This window comes from Nitrincola tibetensis (genome assembly GCF_003284585.1).
In the GTDB taxonomy this organism is placed as follows: Bacteria; Pseudomonadota; Gammaproteobacteria; order Pseudomonadales; family Balneatricaceae; genus Nitrincola; species Nitrincola tibetensis.
On the sequence record NZ_QKRX01000022.1, the window covers coordinates 29433 to 44588 of the forward strand.

The following is a 15156-nucleotide window of genomic DNA, read 5'->3' on the forward strand; positions in this document are numbered from 1 at the left end:
GCAGCTATTTTTTAGCTCGCTGAGTCAAGGTTCATATTGAACTTTAGGCGTTAGATCTTGTCTTAGTGTGAGTTAATCATTGAGCGATAAAAGAGGTTATTTATACATGGGCACAAGCTTACGAGTTGTTGAGCATCTATCTCCAGGTGGCAACGTTAATGCTTATGTTCAAACCGTTAGTACCATTCCTATACTGAATGCAGATGAGGAAAGAGAGCTAGCTGAGCGTTTACATTACCAGAATGATCTGGAAGCCGCTCGCCAGTTGGTTTTATCTCATTTAAGATTTGTGGTTCATATTGCCAAATCTTATTCTGGCTACGGATTGCCATTAAGCGATTTGATTCAAGAAGGAAACGTCGGTTTGATGAAGGCGGTAAAACGCTTTGATCCAACAGTCGGCGTTCGTCTGGTTTCCTTTGCGGTGCATTGGATCAAAGCTGAAATGCATGAGTTCATCTTGCGTAATTGGCGCATTGTTAAAGTCGCCACGACCAAAGCTCAACGTAAACTTTTCTTCAACTTACGTTCACAGAAGAAGGGTTTAGGCTGGATGACGAATGATGAAGTCAATGCCGTCGCCGCAGACTTAGGTGTCGACTCTGCCGTTGTTAGACAAATGGAAGGTCGAATGGCATCGTCAGATACCGCTTTCGATGCGCCTGTCGGTGAAGACGATGAGTCGGTTAATAGCTGGTCACCTGCGCAATACCTTGAAGATGAGTCGGCTGATCCAGCACTTCAGCTAGAAGAGACGAACTGGGAAGAGTCCTCGCAGCAACAATTGATGTCTGCTATGGAGCTGCTGGACCAGAGAAGCCGAGACATCTTAGCGCAGCGTTGGTTGGTTGACGACAAGGCGACACTTCATGATTTGGCAGCGAAGTACAATGTATCCGCTGAGCGTATTCGCCAACTCGAAAAAAATGCCATGAAGAAGCTGCGTGATGCCATGGTACTTGTAGCCTAGCTCCACCAAAAACTTTCTAAGCTATGATTAAGAGCCGCTTTTTAGCGGCTCTTTGGTATTCAAATGTTAACTTCTAAATTGCTCGTTCTTATTGCTGCAATATCAGGTTTACTAGCCGTTGCTTTGGGTGCCTTTGGAGCTCATGCACTTAAGGCACAATTAGAGCCATCGATGATGTCAGTGTATCAAACATCGGTTCAGTATCATTTCTGGCACACCTTAGCTTTATTGGGTGTAGGTTTATATCATCAAGCGCGTCCAGGGCGTTTGAGTGCATGGAGCGGTGCTCTCATCATAGTGGGTATGCTATTGTTCAGCGGCAGCCTTTACTTAATGGCCATCTTGGACGTCCGTGCCTTGGGAATGATCACCCCTGTAGGTGGCGTCACGTTGATGGCAGGTTGGCTGGCATTGGCTCTTGCAGTTTGGCGCTCGTGATTCTGGTCGTCTTTCGTATCAGTCAGTATAATACCCAGCACTAACCCGTCTGTTTAATTCGCATTAAACAGCTTAACCGACGATAGGCCTATGACTGATCAGCGCACAGAAATACCGGAATCCCCAGAAAACACACCTGTATCGAAACCCTTGCGGAGCATTCGCAGCTTTGTTGTTCGTGCTGGGCGCATGACCGAAGGTCAAGAACGAGGGTTAAAAGATAACTGGCCAGCCTATGGTTTAGAGTTGGCCGATGGAATGCTTAACTTTGAGCAGGTATATGGTCGAGAAGCACCGATTGTCTTGGAGATAGGGTTTGGGATGGGTGATTCGCTCCTCGAAATGGCGCGTCAAATGCCGGAGAAGAACTTTCTAGGAATCGAAGTTCATCCACCTGGCGTCGGGCGTTTGCTCGGCAGGCTGAATGAAGAAAAAATAACCAATGTACGTGTTTACTGCGATGATGCTATCGAAGTGTTAGCGCAGTGCATTCCAGATCAAAGCCTGACCGCACTTCAGTTGTTTTTCCCAGATCCTTGGCCTAAAAAACGCCATAATAAGCGACGCATCGTTCAGTCTGAATTTGTGCAAAGTTTACGCACCAAATTGGTGCTAGGTGGTCATTTCCACATGGCAACCGATTGGCAGCCTTATGCGGAGCATATGATGGAGGTCATGAGTCAAGCGCAAGGGTATGAAAATGCTGCGGGTGAGGGAGAATATTCACCTCAACCTGACTGGCGTCCAGTGACCAAGTTTCAGCGCCGGGGTGAACGTTTAGGTCATGGTGTATGGGATCTAATCTTTAACCGTATCGCCTAAGTACAAGGATTAAAGCCATCAAACTATCCGTAATTGGCTTGATGGCTTTTGAATGTTCTGATGGTTAGCAGTTAGATCCTGCGTTTCGGCCCATTTTGCGTCCTTCACCGTCACCCTTCGCTTTGAAGTGTCCATTGCGTCCTTCGCCGCGCATTTGCTTCATTTGTTCTAATTGCTCAGGTGTTAATATTTGACCGAGCTGTTCCTGATGTTGCTGTCTTAGCGTTTCACGCGTACTTTGATGCTCATTGTGCATGGCTTTCATTTGCTCAGCTTGCTCGTCTGATAAGCTGAGTCGTGTTTTTAGTCGCTCAAGGCGCTCGTCTTGGCGAGCCTCGCGTTGAATGCTTTGTAAGTCTTTAAAGGCTTGTACTTGCTCTTCTGTCAAATTGAGTTGCTGTTGAAGCGTTTCAATTGAAGCCTGTCCACGCCCGAAACTAGGATTGGCGACAGCGGCAACAGACATAGCACCTGCCATCAATAGCACTAAACTTACAGATATGATTTTCGTATTCATGATGTGTCTCCTTTGTTTTGATGTGTTCATTATGGACAATCACTCTGCAAAGTAGGGTGAGGACAGCGTAAAGTTTGGTAAAGCTTGTTTTATAAATATCAGGACCTTTTATGATGTACTCAAGAGGAGAGACGAATGAGTGAAGAACGATTACTGCTGATTGATGATGATGTAGAACTCTGCGAGTTACTAAGTGACTATTTAAAACACGAAGGTTATCAGGTGGAGGCGGTTTACTCTGTTGATCAAGCTTTGCAATGTTTGAACGATGGGCCTGCCTACGACCTACTCATATTGGATGTGATGATGCCTGGCCGTACGGGTTTAGAGCTGTTACAAGAGTTGCGGCCACGTGTGTTAACCCCCGTGATTATGCTAACGGGGCGTGGACAAGAAATTGACAAAATTCTGGGTTTAGAAATGGGCGCTGATGATTACATGGCAAAGCCTTGTAATCCTCGTGAACTGCTGGCGCGGATCCGAGCCGTGTTACGAAGAGGGCAATATGTTGCGGTTGCCAACCAATCCCCAACTTCGGCCATTATTTCGTTGCATGGTATTGAATTAGATGCTGGGCGCCGAAGTGTTGCAGTTCAAGGTGAACCTATTGAGTTGACCAGTGCTGAATTTAATGTCTTGTATGAATTAATGAAGCAAGCTGGTGTTGTGTTATCGAAAGAGTTGCTGACCGAAAAAGTGCTGCATCGAAAACTAACGGCCTATGATCGGGCACTGGATGTCCATGTTAGCCGTGTTCGGCAAAAGCTGGCGCTGAGTTTAGGAGGGGATGTTGAACTAATAAAGACCATTCGTGGGCAGGGGTATTTGTTTGTTAAGGAGTAGAGCATGAGGTGGTATCAGCATCTTTTTTGGAGGATATTTGCCGCGACTTGGTTGGTTAGTACCTTGCTGATGGGTGGTTTAACCTATGGTTTGTTGACCCTTAGTGAAGAGCGCCATTGGCAAGACATGCTGCATACGCGTGCCACATCTGAAGCGCAATTTATCATTGAACGTTATGAGGATGGACTTTTATTTCTCAATGATACCCGCCATACACGCGGTCGTCCTTCTCGGATATCTGTCCAGGTAACTGATTTAACAAACAATAAAGAACTGATCTCTTTCCGACGCCACTTGCCGCCAGAGGCGATCCTTAGTTTTACAATGGATGCTGATTCGGGGAAGCGCTATTTAGTTGAGATCCCAATTCCTCAGGAGCGATTCCATTTAGTTCGGATGCTACGCTTCACACTTTCTATACAGATGATATCCGTTATGCTGGTGGCAGGACTTATGGCACTTTTGCTAAGTGTCTGGATCGTAAGGCCCATTAATCAATTGCGGCAGCATGCACGAAATTTATACGATCAGCAGAATTTAAGCAGTCGTGCAAAGGGGCGCTTAAGTCGCCGTACTGATGAAATAGGTGAACTGGCAAGAGAGTTTAACCGGATGGCCGATTATGTTGAAAACACACTGACGGATAGGGAGCGTTTGCTACAAGATGTATCTCATGAACTTAGAGCCCCCTTAGCTCGGTTACAGATGGCAGCAGGGTTGGTAGAGCAGTCGGTTGGACAGGAGAGCAAATCCTTACTGCGCATCAATAAAGAGTGTGATTACATGAGCCGTTTAATTGACGAGATTCTGTCATTTTCTCGAATGGGGAGCGAAACACTCTATGAGCCTCCTTATGCGTTGCAAGTGCTATTGGAACAACTGCTCCAAGATGTACAGCTATTAAAGCAAGAGCGTCGGTTGTTGATTTCAGCTCCGTCTGAAGTGATTATGTGCACCTATCGAAAAGATTTACTCCTACGGATGCTCAGTAATGCGTTGGTGAATGCTCTGAAATACACCGCAGTAGATGGTGAAATTGAATTGAGGATTGAGATTGATGGAGGAAAGTTGCATTTCCTGCTGCTCGATAATGGCCCAGGCGTCGATGAGGAGATGTTAGAGACCTTGATTGAACCTTTTGTTAGAGGAAAAACCTCGGGAGTATCGGACGGATACGGGCTGGGCTTGAGTATTATAAAAAGAGGTGCCGAGTGCTTTGGTGGGGAGCTTAATATAGCTAATCGAGCAGAAGGGGGGTTTTCTTTAGAAATTACGCTGCCATTTGATCCAATCAGTTAAACATGTTGATAAAAAGGGTGTAAGTTAGGGATTACATGGGAGTTGTTTTTATAAATAATAATTAAATCAGTTATTTATATCGGTTTCGTAAAAGGCTTTACTCTGTGGATAAGTCTGATGCAGACGTTCTGCATCAGACTCCGTCTAGATTAAAGAGCATCTGGACCTGTTTCACCGGTACGAATACGAACCACTTGTTCTAAGGGGGTTACAAAGATCTTACCATCACCAATTTTGCCGGTATTAGCGGTTTTAGTGATAGCTTCAATCACTTGCTCAATCATGGCATCATCAATTGCGACTTCTATTTTGACCTTGGGTAAAAAGTCGACAACGTATTCAGCACCTCTGTAAAGTTCAGTATGACCTTTCTGACGGCCAAACCCTTTGACTTCAGTCACCGTGACGCCCTGAATTCCAATATCAGAAAGTGCCTCTCGTACATCGTCTAATTTGAAGGGTTTGATTACGGCTGTAATCAGTTTCATTCTATTCTCCTATAAATCCGGCCTGTGAGTTGGAAGCAGTGTCATAGCAATACCAAGGCAGTATTGATATCAGTATACCTTGAATCCTTGCGCTAAGCATTGCTGAATCGAGCGCAAAGCACAAGTACAAATGAGGCCTGCTCATACTTGATTAAAACGCAATAAAAAAGGAGCTACGATGAGCTCCTTTTTATCTAAGGTGTTAATTACTTGCGAGTAGTTGCGAATTCTGGATAGGCTTCCATTCCGCACTCTGCAATATCGACGCCTTCGTATTCTTCTTCTTCAGTGACACGGATACCCATGACCGCTTTCAGAATAACCCAGACGATCAAGCTAGCGATGAAGACCCAAGCAAAGATGGATACGATACCTAGAATCTGAGCACCAAAGGTCGCATCTTCGTTGGTCAGTGGGACGGCAAGCAGACCCCAGATACCAACAACACCGTGGACAGAGATGGCACCGACAGGATCATCGATTTTCAGCTTGTCTAAGGTGATGATTGAGAAGACCACGATGAGACCACCGACTGCACCAATTAAGGCCGCGCCTGGAGCTGATGGCGCCAGAGGTTCTGCTGTGATGGCAACCAGGCCAGCCAGCGCACCGTTAAGCGCCATGGTCAGATCTGCTTTTTTGAACCACAGGCGAGCAAAGATAAGGGCTGCAATCACACCACCTGCAGCGGCTGCGTTGGTGTTGACGAATACTTGAGCTACGTTGTTGGCTGAATCAACATCAGACATTTTTAGCTCAGAGCCGCCGTTGAAACCGAACCAGCCCAACCAAAGTATGAAGGTACCTAGCGTTGCCAGTGGCATATTTGCCCCAGGAATCGCATTGATTTGACCGTCTTTGCCATACTTGCCTTTACGTGCGCCCAGTACTAACACACCCGCTAATGCTGCTGCTGCACCCGCCATGTGAACGATACCTGAGCCTGCAAAGTCAGAGAAACCTGCTTCACTCAAGAAGCCGCCGCCCCAAGTCCAGTAACCACTAACAGGGTAGATAAAGCCTGTCATCACGACAGCGAAGGCAAGGAAGGCCCAGAGTTTCATACGCTCAGCAACAGCGCCTGATACAATTGACATACAGGTTGCAACGAAGACCACTTGGAAGAAGTAATCAGAGCGAGCTGAGTAGTATGGCGCATCTTCATCACCAGACAGGACGTCAGCGACGCTGTTTTCATCACCAATTAAACCGCCCAGACTTGGGAATATGCCGCCTGCATCAGAGCTGTACATGATGTAGTAACCACATATCAGATACATAGTGCATGCAATGGCATAAAGTGCGACGTTTTTAGTCAGGATTTCTGTGGTGTTTTTAGCACGTACCAAGCCTGCTTCGAGCATGGCAAAGCCAGCGGCCATCCACATCACCAAAGCACCACAAATTAGGAAATAAAACGTATCTATAGCATAGGCAAGGTGTCTAACCTCGTCCGCGGTGGCGAGAATCATCTCTTCCATCGTTTAGCCCTCCATCAGGCGAAAAGTGAAAAAATCGTATTAGAGTGCGTCGTGGCCAGTTTCACCGGTACGAATGCGAATGACTTGCTCTAACGGAGTGACAAAAATCTTGCCATCACCAATCTTTCCAGTTTGAGCGGCCTTGCTGATCGCTTCGACGACTTGGTCGACGACATCATCGGCAATGGCTGCATCAATTCTGACTTTAGGCAGAAAGTCGACAACATATTCTGCCCCACGGTACAATTCGGTGTGTCCTTTCTGACGCCCAAATCCTTTGACTTCAGTCACTGTAATCCCCTGAATGCCAATATCGGATAGTGCTTCCCTTACATCATCAAGCTTGAAAGGTTTAATGATCGCTGAAACCAGTTTCATAAGAATGTCTCCCCTGGATACAAAATGGTCAAACTCATACTCGTGTGTCCCCCCTGTGCACAGAGATGGGTTCGCTTGCCAATACCATAGCGAAACCTGTGCCAACAATTTATTATTGATTTTTTTCAACTATTTAAGTGTCATTGGTGCTCAATAGGTGCTCGAATTAAAGCATCATAAATGTTCAGTCGTATGATTTAGGTGCACTCAAATCGTGCACGCACCCAAATGGTGCAATGGTGGCGGAGTTATCATTGAGATGACTGGAAAAGGGTGTGTTTAGATGCAGGCTTACGTAAGTTGAGGTAAGCTATGTTGACTTATTCATGGGCCATCTAGTTTAGTCGGTAGTAGGCCAATCATTGGAGCAATGTCATGATTCATCAAAAACTGGCGGAAGGGTTCTCAGAGCAGCTGAGTCAATTCTTGAATGGCGCTAAAGAGTTACCGGGTCAAAAAGAGCTGCAGCAGCAAATGAATACTCTGCTACAGGGTACGTTTAACCGACTCGATCTTGTCACTCGAGATGAATTTGACGTGCAGAAAGCCGTTTTACTCAGAACGCGCGAAAAGCTCGAAGCGCTGGAAGATAAGGTTGCTCAATTAGAAATGCGTTTGGACATTGCTCATCAAGCTTCGCAGAGCGGGTCGTCTACTACAGAAAGCTAGGTTTTCGCTTCATCAGCCAAGGAAGGTTATTATGTCATTAGCGGTTTTATTTAGCCGTGCTCAAGTGGGAATTGAGTCGCCTCAAGTTGTGGTTGAAGTTCACCTCTCTGGTGGACTTCCCTCCCTATCTATCGTCGGGTTGCCTGAAACAGCCGTCAAAGAAAGTAAGGAACGTGTACGAAGTGCGCTTTTAACGGCAGGCTTTGAGTTTCCTCAGCGTCGGATTACCATTAATTTAGCCCCCGCTGACTTACCCAAAGAGGGCGGTCGTTATGATTTAGCGATTGCGATTGGTATTTTACAAGCGTCGGGTCAGTTAAAGTGCAAATCGCTCGATCAATACGAAATGATTGCTGAACTTTCCTTATCTGGCGAAGTACGTGCTATTCGAGGCGCTCTGCCTGCATCCGTTGCCTGTGGGAAGGTGAAACGGAGCCTTATCCTGCCAGAGGCCTGTGCGCAGGAGGCGCGCTTGATTGGTGATACCTGCGTCTTGCCTGCAAAACACTTGTTGCAAGTGTTTGCTCACTTACAGGGCAAACAACTGATTGAGCCTTATGTTCCCTTGCCTGTTAACCTTAGCTTGACGACGGCTCCAGATATGGCTGAAGTAAAAGGCCAGTTGCAAGCGCGTCGAGCTTTAGAAGTCGCTGCAGCAGGTGAGCATAATATTTTATTCACTGGACCGCCTGGCAGTGGTAAAAGCTTATTGGCATCTTGTTTGCCCGGTATTCTGCCAGAGTTAACGATGGATGAGCGCTTAGAAGTCGCCGCGATTCATTCTATCGCGGGTCACAGTGTAGATGCCGCATGTGCGGGGATTCGCCCTTTCCGTAACCCACATCACACGGCCTCGGCCGTTGCTTTAGTCGGCGGAGGTTCTCATCCACGACCGGGTGAAATTTCATTGGCCAATAAAGGCATCTTGTTTTTAGATGAACTGCCTGAGTTTCCCCGCCGGGTGCTGGATGTATTGCGAGAGCCAATTGAAACGGGCTCTATTATGATATCGCGTGCCACGCGACAGGTTTGTTTTCCAGCCTCCTTTCAGTTGGTGGCTGCTATGAATCCCTGTACCTGTGGCTATGCAAAAGATGGAACGGATCGTTGTGCCTGTTCGCCTGATCAAGTTCGACGCTATCAAGGGCGAGTCTCTGGGCCCTTGCTTGATCGTATCGACATACAGCTATGGGTGTCAGCCCTATCACCGGACACTTTGTTAAATCGTCAGTATCCAGCTGAATCAAGCGCTGATGTCCGTAGGCGAGTCGTTGCCGCCAGAGAGAAGCAGTTGAGCCGTCAGGGCTTTAGTAATCGCCACCTGAATGGTCGCTTGCTGGACCAACATTGCTCGCTGGCAGATGATGGCCAAGGACTACTGACAGCGGCAATGAAAAACTTTTCATTATCCGCACGGGGCTGTCACCGCGTCTTGCGCGTTGCAAGAACCTTGGCGGATCTAGCAGGTGACGAGCAAGTGCAGACAATGCACCTGCTTGAGGCCTTGGCGTTTAGAGGGCAGTTGCAGCCGATTGCTGATTAAGCAGTTTGATAAACGCATCACGAGTAATCGGAGGGCTGTAATAAAAGCCTTGCCCGAAAAGGCAGTCATGCTCCACTAAGAATGCGCGCTGCTGCTCATTTTCTACACCTTCAGCGATGATGTTTTTATTCAAATTTTTACCTAATCGGATTAGGGTACGGACAATTTCTTCATCGTCGGCATGACAGCCAATACCAGCAATAAATGAGCGGTCAATTTTCAGGGTTGAGATGGGTAACTTTTGCAACATAGAAAAAGAAGAGTAGCCCGTTCCAAAATCATCTAACGAGAACTCAATGCCCAAATCGGAAATGGCCTTCATGCACTGAATGACGTGCGCTTCATCGGTGTACAAGGCTGTTTCGGTGAGCTCAAACTCCAGCATTTGTGGTTTCGTAGGATGTGGTGTGATCAAGCGTTCAAGAGTGTTTACAAAATAGTCATCCTGAAACTGACGAAAGGATAGGTTGACACTAATGTTGCCCTGTAACCCCGTATGTTGAAAGTCGATGATATCTTTGCCCGCTTGCTCAACAATCCAATATCCCAAGGGGACGATAAGGCCAGTGCGTTCGCATAATTGAATAAAGTGGTCGGGCAAGATGAGCCCCAAAAGAGGATGTTGCCAACGAATTAACGCTTCGGCGCCAATTATGTTGCCACTTTTAAGGCAAACACGAGGTTGGTAGTACAGACAAAACTCCCTTTTTTGCAGTGCTCGCCAAAGTTCAGGCTCCAGCGCGGTGGCGGCGCGCGAGTGCCGATCTAGATTGTCATCGTAGATGGCGAAACTGTGCCCATGTGTGTGCTTTGCGCGTTTTCTGGCTAGGTTGGCGTAATTCATCAGTTGGTCAACATCTTTATGATGTTGCGGTGCGAGTACGATGCCTAAACTGCAAAATAATGACACCTCGTGCGACCCGATTTGATAGGCTGGCGCTAAGGTTTCTAAAAGATGATTAATCAGATGTCGAACATCCACTCGTTGAGTTTGTTTATTTTCAAAGTGGACAATAAAGCAGAACTCATCACTGCCAACCCGTGAGACGGAGCGCGCAGGTTGGAAGTGCATTAATCGTTGAGCCAAGGCTTTAACTAATTCATCCCCAATGGCTTGCCCATATTGATGATTAAGCGCTGAAAAACGATCAATATCCAAGCTCACTAGCGCAAAGGGTGACGATAGCTCCAATAGTGCCGTTTGCAAGGATTTATAAAAAAAAGCACGATTACCCACCCCTGTAAGAGGATCGCATCGATCAAATGGATAGGTAGGTTCTGGCGTCTGGTCATCCATCGGAACAATTAAGTAACGTGTCGCCCCATTTTGTTTGGGTTCACAAATGGTATCGATTGATGGAAAGCGTGAAACAGACCCTATTTCAGATAAAAGTCGACAAAGCCTTTCGGTGATCTGGCTATTTTCGTTATTATCAACCAGAATCAGTTGGAATTCAGGAATAACAAGGTTATCCCTCTCAACAACTGGTGACATACAGTTACACCCTCGGTTATGCCTGCAGTCCTATTGCAGCCATACTCTGAAAACAACAGAGTCCATGTCATACTAGCGACTTAGATCAAATCAGAGGTTTGAGATTACCATGCTTAAGGCTCAACTCAAACAATTGTTTCGTACAAGTTAATGTGAAAAATAGATGAATAAGCTAAACCCACGACAAAAAGAAGCCGTGCTGTACATTGATGGCCCGATGTTGGTGTTGGCGGGTGCTGGCTCCGGTAAAACCAGTGTCATTACACGAAAAATAGCCTATCTCATCAATGAATGTGGCATTGAAGCTCGTCATATTGCAGCAGTGACCTTTACGAATAAAGCCGCGCGTGAAATGAAAGAGCGTGCAATGACGCTGCTGCAAAAAGGTGAAGGGCGTGGGTTGACCGTTTCGACGTTTCATAACCTTGGCTTAAATATTATTCGTAAAGAATACAAAGCTTTGGGGTATAAACCCGGCTTCTCGATTTTTGATGATCAGGATACAAAATCCTTATTAAAGGATTTGCTATTGCATCAAGATGAGGATGCAGATCAAGTGGCAGATGTACAACATAGGATTTCGGGTTGGAAAAATGAAATGTTGGATCCACAGCAAGCGCTGTCGACAGCGGTGGTGCCGCATGAAATTCTTGCCGCGCGTGCTTACGAAGCCTATCAACGGCATTTGCGCGCATATAATGCAGTGGATTTTGATGATTTAATTTTAACTCCAGTGCGGCTATTTGAGCGTAACCCGGACGTGCTGGAGCGATGGCAGCGTAAAATTCGTTATCTTTTGGTGGATGAATACCAGGATACAAACCTTTCGCAATACCGATTGGTTAAGCAGTTGGTTGGAGGTCGCGGTGCATTAACTGTCGTTGGCGATGACGACCAATCTATTTATTCTTGGCGTGGCGCTCGACCTGAAAATTTGGTGCAGTTGCAGCAGGACTTCCCCAGTTTACGGATTGTTAAGCTTGAGCAAAACTATCGTTCGACAGGACGCATCTTAAAAGTCGCGAACATTTTGATTAATCATAATCCTCATGTGTTTGAGAAAACCCTGTGGAGTGATAAAGAATATGGAGAGCCGATTCGTATCATTCATAATCGCAATGATGATGCTGAATCAGAACGGATAGCAACGGAAATTTTAGATCGACATTTGCGTCAGCGGATCCCGTTTAAAGACTTTGCTATTCTCTACCGCAGCAACCATCAATCAAGGATACTGGAAATGAAGCTGCAGAGCTTTCAAGTTCCTTATAAATTGAGTGGTGGAACGTCTTTTTTTGCACGAGCTGAAATTAAAGATTTGATGGCGTATTTACGATTGCTGATTAATCGAAATGATGACAATGCCTTTTTGCGTATCGTCAATCTACCGCGTCGGGAGATAGGGCCGACGACACTTGAGCGTCTGGGTGAGTATGCCAGCTCAAGGCAAATCAGCTTGTTTGAAGCCTGCGAAGAAATGGGGTTACAACAAGCCTTGCCTGCTCAAGCCTGTGAGCGTTTGCGTCGCTTCAGTCATTGGATAGCGCAGTTGTATGATAAGTGTCAGTCAGGTGATCCCATTGATGCCATACGCCAGATGATTCTGGATATGGATTATGAGGACTGGATTCGACAAAGCAGCTCAAGCGAAGGCGTGGCTGAAAAGCGTATGCAAAACGTCTGGTTCTTGGTCGAATCATTGAAAAGTACGCTTGAACGTTTGCAGGAAGAAGATGCCGATGCTGGCATAAATGATGCTGTCTCCCGTTTGATACTGCTCGATTTGTTGGACCGTCAAGAAGAGGAGGACGATTCAGATCGTGTGCAATTATTGACCTTGCATGCATCAAAAGGGCTAGAGTTTCCTCATGTATTCTTAATGGGGATGGAGGAGGAGTTGTTACCCCATCGCAATAGTATTGAATCCGATACCATAGAGGAAGAGCGGCGTCTTGCGTATGTCGGCATTACGCGTGCTCAAAAAACCCTGACACTCACCCTGGCCAAAAAGAGACGGCAGTATGGCGAATGGCAAGAGTGTGCGCCAAGCCGATTCATCGATGAGCTGCCACCTGATGATTTGGAGTCAGAAGGGCTGGGCGAGGTTTCCCCAACACAGAATTTAGCGCGAGGTCGCGCCACAATTTCAAGTTTGAAGAATTTATTTGATGATCTTTAGCGGGGAGTGTAGATGGTTGCCGATACCCTGAGTGTCTAATGACTAGGGTATCGACGCTTAGAGCGACTTAGTCGTTATCTAACATGTACTGAATTGTGCTCTGGATTTCGTCGTCAGAGCAGTCATTACAAGTTCCTCTGGGCGGCATGGCATTGATACCGTTAATCGCGTTTGCCATCAGTCCGTCCATTCCGTGGTCGTTCAGTCGAGCAGTCATAGCGCCATCACCGAACTTAGGTGAGCCTAAGATGCCGCTGGCGTGGCAAGCCGCACAGGAGCGGTTGTAGATATCAGCACCAGAGCGACCGGCAGATGTAGTGGCTGCCGCTGCGGCGGCAGGAGTACCACACGTATCGTCTCCCTGGATACAGATTTGACCATGCGGCTTGATACGCTCGATGATGGCATCACGGTCTGCCGCTGCGTTAACAGCAGTGGCAAGAACCACGCCTAAACCAAGGGTGCACAGTGCAGAAGCAGCTTTTGCAACAAATTTGTTCACGTTGTAGACCTCATCACTCTTTTTAATAGTTTGCGTAGATGCCTATTGCAGTTCAGCCCTAAGAACAAAATCCATAGAGAGCAGAGCGTAGACAATACCGCTTATAAAATCAGTGGCTGATTATACCTGCAAATATCCCTTACGGAAATGCTGTGAAAATAGTTCTTAAGGCGTAAGACTTGGCAAGCCTAGATAGAATGCGTATTATTAGCGCCTCTTGAGTTATCCCTCCTTATGCGCCCGTAGCTCAGTTGGATAGAGTAGCAGGTTCCGATCCTGTTGGTCGGGGGTTCGAATCCCTCCGGGCGCGCCATAAGTGTTTGTTTTCTAAAAAATCCTTGTTTTTTCTGGTTAATTTCGGAAGCTGCTACTCTATCCAGCTGAGCCACGGGCGCATGTGCAGGGTAGCCAAATGACGCAATTCCGGAGTTGGTCACAATCTGGTCACAACGGGTGATGGTGGATAGAAGCCGGAGAAGTGGATATTCTGCTACTTGGCACATGGTGGATAAAAGATGAAGTTTACTGAAGCAGAAGAGCAGTTAAAGTTTGCAGAGGACTTTCTGGAAAGAGTTGGTAACTCTGAAAGTCATCAAGAGTTCAAAAAATGGTGGCAGGCATTTCGTAACTGTCTAGCTACAGCATGTTACTCGATTAGAAATCAGTTAAAAAATGCGGACTATCAAAAAAATCATCGAATTTATCAGGCCATAAATAAAGCTGAAGATCAGCTGGAGTTACAGTACATTATTCAAGCTAGACACTCATCGTTTCATAGAATTGATCCAGTGTCTGAGGTTAGCCCAGGTTCTATTTCTTATTATGCTCCTGAACCACCCACAGTAGAGGTTCAAGAGGATGGTTCAATTGTTGCTCCAGCACATAATTTACTGAATATTAAGATCGTGAGACCACGGATTAAACTGATCCCTGTAAGTAATCGTGGAATGGTCTATTCAGTTCCTGAGTATGAAAGTGTTAGTGGTGTTGCTACCGAGCATGATCCAATAACATTGGGCACTGTTGCTATTAGTCAGATCAGAAAGGCCGTTGAAGAAATAGAGAAAAAATAACCATTTAGCAGGTCTAAATGGTTAGTAGTCTCAGGTTTGTAAGGCTGCTTTGTGCTGATGTGATTTAACTCATCGTTTAAAAGTTGGTTTAATCGCTTTTTGCCCAGCCTTCTGCAAAGTCACGGCTAGTATTGATAATAGGAGCGAAGCTGGCTTGAGCTCACGCTGTATGGTCTCACACACCTCTGCTATTTTCCCACTCTCCAATCTGTACTTTCCTATCTATTTCCTTCACAACTCGCTCATTAACCTTTGACGAGTGATCGATTGCATCAGGTCGATGCCCTACATGAGGGTAAGCATATAGCTGTGATGCCAGAGGCCATTGCCATTTGCAAGGTAAGCGCCCATGAAACAGCACCTATAATTTAAGATTTAACCGCGACACACTACCTCCATCACTTTTAATCGATGGAGGTCGGTATGAGCAACCAAACCAAGCAACACACCTGGCAACAG

General features: G+C 46.3%; 15 protein-coding genes and 1 tRNA gene. 10 read left to right on the top strand and 6 right to left on the bottom strand.

Features of this window, described 5'->3' with window-relative positions:
* Positions 1 to 106: 106 nt before the first annotated feature.
* From rpoH to trmB, 3 genes are all read left to right on the top strand, one after another.
* Positions 107 to 970: an RNA polymerase sigma factor RpoH gene (gene rpoH, locus DN062_RS17750; RefSeq protein ID WP_112160639.1), complete on the top strand. Its 864-nt coding sequence runs from the start codon at positions 107 to 109 to the stop codon at positions 968 to 970.
* A 63-nt stretch (positions 971 to 1033) separates the two neighbouring features.
* On the top strand, positions 1034 to 1408 hold the full coding sequence (locus DN062_RS17755; RefSeq protein ID WP_112160640.1) for a DUF423 domain-containing protein: 375 nt from the start codon (positions 1034 to 1036) through the stop codon (positions 1406 to 1408).
* 90 nt (positions 1409 to 1498) lie between these two features.
* Positions 1499 to 2230, top strand: a complete 732-nt coding sequence (gene trmB, locus DN062_RS17760; protein WP_112160641.1) for a tRNA (guanosine(46)-N7)-methyltransferase TrmB — start codon at positions 1499 to 1501, stop codon at positions 2228 to 2230.
* Between the two features lie 64 nt (positions 2231 to 2294).
* On the opposite strand, the gene DN062_RS17765 is transcribed toward trmB, so the two are convergent.
* A complete protein-coding gene (locus DN062_RS17765) occupies positions 2295 to 2747 on the bottom strand; it encodes a Spy/CpxP family protein refolding chaperone (protein WP_112160642.1) in 453 nt (150 codons plus the stop codon).
* Between the two features lie 135 nt (positions 2748 to 2882).
* Between DN062_RS17765 and DN062_RS17770 the strand changes: the two genes are divergently transcribed.
* Positions 2883 to 3590: a response regulator transcription factor gene (locus DN062_RS17770; RefSeq protein ID WP_112160643.1), complete on the top strand. Its 708-nt coding sequence runs from the start codon at positions 2883 to 2885 to the stop codon at positions 3588 to 3590.
* A gap of 3 nt (positions 3591 to 3593) precedes the next feature.
* Positions 3594 to 4889, top strand: coding sequence for a sensor histidine kinase (locus DN062_RS17775; RefSeq protein ID WP_112160644.1), 1296 nt, complete (start codon positions 3594 to 3596; stop codon positions 4887 to 4889).
* Positions 4890 to 5038: 149 nt separating this feature from the next.
* Here DN062_RS17775 and glnK (DN062_RS17780) read toward each other — a convergent pair whose 3' ends face one another.
* The 3 genes from glnK (DN062_RS17780) to glnK (DN062_RS17790) all read right to left on the bottom strand — a co-directional run bounded on the left by glnK (DN062_RS17780) (position 5039) and on the right by glnK (DN062_RS17790) (position 7236).
* The gene (gene glnK, locus DN062_RS17780) at positions 5039 to 5377 is read right to left on the bottom strand and encodes a P-II family nitrogen regulator (RefSeq protein ID WP_112160645.1); all 339 of its coding nucleotides are present in this window, start codon (positions 5375 to 5377) and stop codon (positions 5039 to 5041) included.
* 206 nt (positions 5378 to 5583) lie between these two features.
* On the bottom strand, positions 5584 to 6858 hold the full coding sequence (locus tag DN062_RS17785; RefSeq protein WP_193483912.1) for an ammonium transporter: 1275 nt from the start codon (positions 6856 to 6858) through the stop codon (positions 5584 to 5586).
* Between the two features lie 39 nt (positions 6859 to 6897).
* Entirely contained in the window at positions 6898 to 7236 is a 339-nt protein-coding gene (glnK, locus tag DN062_RS17790) for a P-II family nitrogen regulator (RefSeq protein ID WP_112160646.1), read from the bottom strand.
* Positions 7237 to 7611: 375 nt separating this feature from the next.
* Between glnK (DN062_RS17790) and DN062_RS17795 the strand changes: the two genes are divergently transcribed.
* Both DN062_RS17795 and DN062_RS17800 read left to right on the top strand, forming a co-directional pair.
* The gene (locus DN062_RS17795) at positions 7612 to 7905 is read left to right on the top strand and encodes an accessory factor UbiK family protein (protein WP_112160647.1); all 294 of its coding nucleotides are present in this window, start codon (positions 7612 to 7614) and stop codon (positions 7903 to 7905) included.
* Positions 7906 to 7936: 31 nt separating this feature from the next.
* Positions 7937 to 9448: a YifB family Mg chelatase-like AAA ATPase gene (locus DN062_RS17800; RefSeq protein WP_112160648.1), complete on the top strand. Its 1512-nt coding sequence runs from the start codon at positions 7937 to 7939 to the stop codon at positions 9446 to 9448.
* Here the strand turns inward: DN062_RS17800 and DN062_RS17805 are convergent.
* Positions 9417 to 10943, bottom strand: coding sequence for a putative bifunctional diguanylate cyclase/phosphodiesterase (locus tag DN062_RS17805; RefSeq protein WP_112160649.1), 1527 nt, complete (start codon positions 10941 to 10943; stop codon positions 9417 to 9419). The genes DN062_RS17800 and DN062_RS17805 overlap by 32 nt on opposite strands.
* Positions 10944 to 11106: 163 nt before the next feature.
* Between DN062_RS17805 and rep the strand changes: the two genes are divergently transcribed.
* Positions 11107 to 13122: a DNA helicase Rep gene (rep, locus tag DN062_RS17810; RefSeq protein ID WP_112160650.1), complete on the top strand. Its 2016-nt coding sequence runs from the start codon at positions 11107 to 11109 to the stop codon at positions 13120 to 13122.
* Positions 13123 to 13189: 67 nt separating this feature from the next.
* On the opposite strand, the gene DN062_RS17815 is transcribed toward rep, so the two are convergent.
* Positions 13190 to 13570 (bottom strand): c-type cytochrome, encoded by a 381-nt coding sequence (locus DN062_RS17815; protein WP_239995841.1) that lies wholly within the window; start codon positions 13568 to 13570, stop codon positions 13190 to 13192.
* 290 nt (positions 13571 to 13860) lie between these two features.
* Here DN062_RS17815 and DN062_RS17820 point away from each other — a divergent pair.
* Together DN062_RS17820 and DN062_RS17825 are read left to right on the top strand one after the other, a co-directional pair.
* Positions 13861 to 13937, top strand: a tRNA-Arg gene (locus DN062_RS17820).
* Positions 13938 to 14139: 202 nt separating this feature from the next.
* Positions 14140 to 14697 (top strand): hypothetical protein, encoded by a 558-nt coding sequence (locus tag DN062_RS17825; protein WP_112160652.1) that lies wholly within the window; start codon positions 14140 to 14142, stop codon positions 14695 to 14697.
* The last annotated feature ends 459 nt before the right edge of the window (positions 14698 to 15156 follow it).

What these genes read in the sequence shown, in the direction of transcription:
- trmB (WP_112160641.1), top strand. Translation starts at nt 1,499, where the DNA reads ATGACTGATCAGCGCACAGAAATACCGGAATCCCCAGAAAACACACCT.
- DN062_RS17805 (WP_112160649.1), bottom strand. Translation starts at nt 10,943, where the DNA reads ATGTCACCAGTTGTTGAGAGGGATAACCTTGTTATTCCTGAATTCCAA.
- DN062_RS17755 (WP_112160640.1), top strand. Translation starts at nt 1,034, where the DNA reads ATGTTAACTTCTAAATTGCTCGTTCTTATTGCTGCAATATCAGGTTTA.
- DN062_RS17785 (WP_193483912.1), bottom strand. Translation starts at nt 6,858, where the DNA reads ATGGAAGAGATGATTCTCGCCACCGCGGACGAGGTTAGACACCTTGCC.
- rep (WP_112160650.1), top strand. Translation starts at nt 11,107, where the DNA reads ATGAATAAGCTAAACCCACGACAAAAAGAAGCCGTGCTGTACATTGAT.
- rpoH (WP_112160639.1), top strand. Translation starts at nt 107, where the DNA reads ATGGGCACAAGCTTACGAGTTGTTGAGCATCTATCTCCAGGTGGCAAC.
- DN062_RS17775 (WP_112160644.1), top strand. Translation starts at nt 3,594, where the DNA reads ATGAGGTGGTATCAGCATCTTTTTTGGAGGATATTTGCCGCGACTTGG.
- DN062_RS17765 (WP_112160642.1), bottom strand. Translation starts at nt 2,747, where the DNA reads ATGAATACGAAAATCATATCTGTAAGTTTAGTGCTATTGATGGCAGGT.
- DN062_RS17795 (WP_112160647.1), top strand. Translation starts at nt 7,612, where the DNA reads ATGATTCATCAAAAACTGGCGGAAGGGTTCTCAGAGCAGCTGAGTCAA.
- DN062_RS17770 (WP_112160643.1), top strand. Translation starts at nt 2,883, where the DNA reads ATGAGTGAAGAACGATTACTGCTGATTGATGATGATGTAGAACTCTGC.
- DN062_RS17800 (WP_112160648.1), top strand. Translation starts at nt 7,937, where the DNA reads ATGTCATTAGCGGTTTTATTTAGCCGTGCTCAAGTGGGAATTGAGTCG.
- DN062_RS17825 (WP_112160652.1), top strand. Translation starts at nt 14,140, where the DNA reads ATGAAGTTTACTGAAGCAGAAGAGCAGTTAAAGTTTGCAGAGGACTTT.
- glnK (WP_112160646.1), bottom strand. Translation starts at nt 7,236, where the DNA reads ATGAAACTGGTTTCAGCGATCATTAAACCTTTCAAGCTTGATGATGTA.
- glnK (WP_112160645.1), bottom strand. Translation starts at nt 5,377, where the DNA reads ATGAAACTGATTACAGCCGTAATCAAACCCTTCAAATTAGACGATGTA.